The sequence below is a fragment of the Enterococcus sp. DIV0421 genome, from assembly GCF_051713745.1.
Lineage (GTDB): Bacteria > Bacillota > Bacilli > Lactobacillales > Enterococcaceae > Enterococcus_D > Enterococcus_D casseliflavus.
The window spans coordinates 1-226 of record NZ_JBIOQM010000035.1; the positions used below are offsets into that span (position 1 = coordinate 1).

The 226-nt window shown below is 33.6% G+C and carries 1 protein-coding gene; it reads left to right on the forward strand.

Going from position 1 to position 226, the window contains the following annotated elements; all coding sequences use genetic code 11:
• On the forward strand, window positions 1–226 hold a 226-nt coding region (gene tnpA / locus IGI96_RS19805), incomplete at both ends, for an IS200/IS605 family transposase (protein ID WP_438785724.1).

Below are 226 nucleotides of genomic sequence, written 5' to 3' on the forward strand. Positions count from 1 at the left end.
ACTCATGCCATGCCTGACCATATTCATATGTTAGTAAGAATACCACCAAAGATTAGTATTTCTAGTTTTATGGGCTACTTAAAAGGACGAAGTGCAACCTTAATCCATGAAAAACATGTGAATTTGAAATATAAGTATGGGAATAAAAGCTTTTGGTCCAAAGGATACTACGTGAGTACGGGTGGGTTAAATCAAAAAACAATTGAAAAATATATTCGAGAACAAG